Source organism: Myxococcus sp. CA033 (assembly GCF_013336625.1).
Taxonomy (GTDB): Bacteria; Myxococcota; Myxococcia; order Myxococcales; family Myxococcaceae; genus Myxococcus; species Myxococcus llanfairpwllgwyngyllgogerychwyrndrobwllllantysiliogogogochensis.
In genome coordinates this window covers 1-848 of sequence record NZ_JABUMU010000079.1, presented here as the reverse complement: position 1 = coordinate 848, position 848 = coordinate 1, and the positions used below count along the sequence as shown (strand labels likewise).

The window sequence follows — 848 nt, the reverse complement described above, 5'->3', positions numbered from 1 at the left end:
CAACGCGACAATCCAACCTCGCATCCTTTGCATACACGTCCCCCATGCGCGCCCCGGAATGAGGCACGAAAGACACACGTCTCCCGGTCGGCGCAGCGACTTGCGTCGGGCCGGTGGTGAATCAGCAGCGGTAAGTGGAGATAGGTGCCGACGTCAGGCGGTCGGCGGCGCCTTCACAGCGCGACGAGCACCAGGACGGGGGTCCGTCGTCAGCTCGTCTTCGTTGCGCGTTTCGGGCTGCGTCTCGACGTGATCAGGGTGAGCCCGCCAATCGGCAGGGATGAAGCCGCCCTCGTCGTCGAGCAAGTTCAGCTCCTCCATCGCATCGCCCGCGTCGGTGAGAGCTTGCTGGACTTCATTCACCGCATCGTCCGGGCCATAGGGCCCCAGGTCATCCAGCCGAATGCGAAGCGCGCCCTCCAGGTCGTCGGCCGTCTCGAAGCGGTCCGAAGGCTTGCGGTGGAACAGCTTGCGGAGAATGGCGCGGAGAGGCTCAGGCACTCCCAGGACTGCGACATCCACATCAAGGGGGCGGTAAGCCATGGCCCAGCAAATCGCATCCTCCGCGACCGACGTCAGCCCCGCGTCCATGCTTCTGACGGTCGCCTTCAGTACGCGACGCCGCTCCTCCTCGGACATGCGCGCCTCCAGGTCCGACAGCTTCAAGTTGCCCGGGTCGTAGAGATGCCGGCCCGTGGCGAACTCCAGCATCGTCAGGCCCAGTGCGTATTCCGGTCATGGTGAGCACTCGTTCCGGCTCAAGCCGAGCAGCGATTCCGGCTGATGGCGAGCGGTCGGAGCGTCAGCGACGCTGGGTGGTTCATCCCTTGGCCTGCTTCCGACCCTTC

Annotated in this window: 1 protein-coding gene; it reads right to left on the bottom strand. The window is 65.3% G+C overall.

Features of this window, described 5'->3' with window-relative positions; all coding sequences use genetic code 11:
* Positions 1-153: 153 nt before the first annotated feature.
* Positions 154-711: a hypothetical protein gene (locus tag HUA78_RS45710; protein WP_174479130.1), complete on the bottom strand. Its 558-nt coding sequence runs from the start codon at positions 709-711 to the stop codon at positions 154-156.
* Positions 712-848 lie beyond the last annotated feature (137 nt).

Bases quoted from the DNA above. Each gene is read 5' to 3' on its own strand.
- HUA78_RS45710 (WP_174479130.1), bottom strand. From the start codon at position 711: ATGCTGGAGTTCGCCACGGGCCGGCATCTCTACGACCCGGGCAACTTG.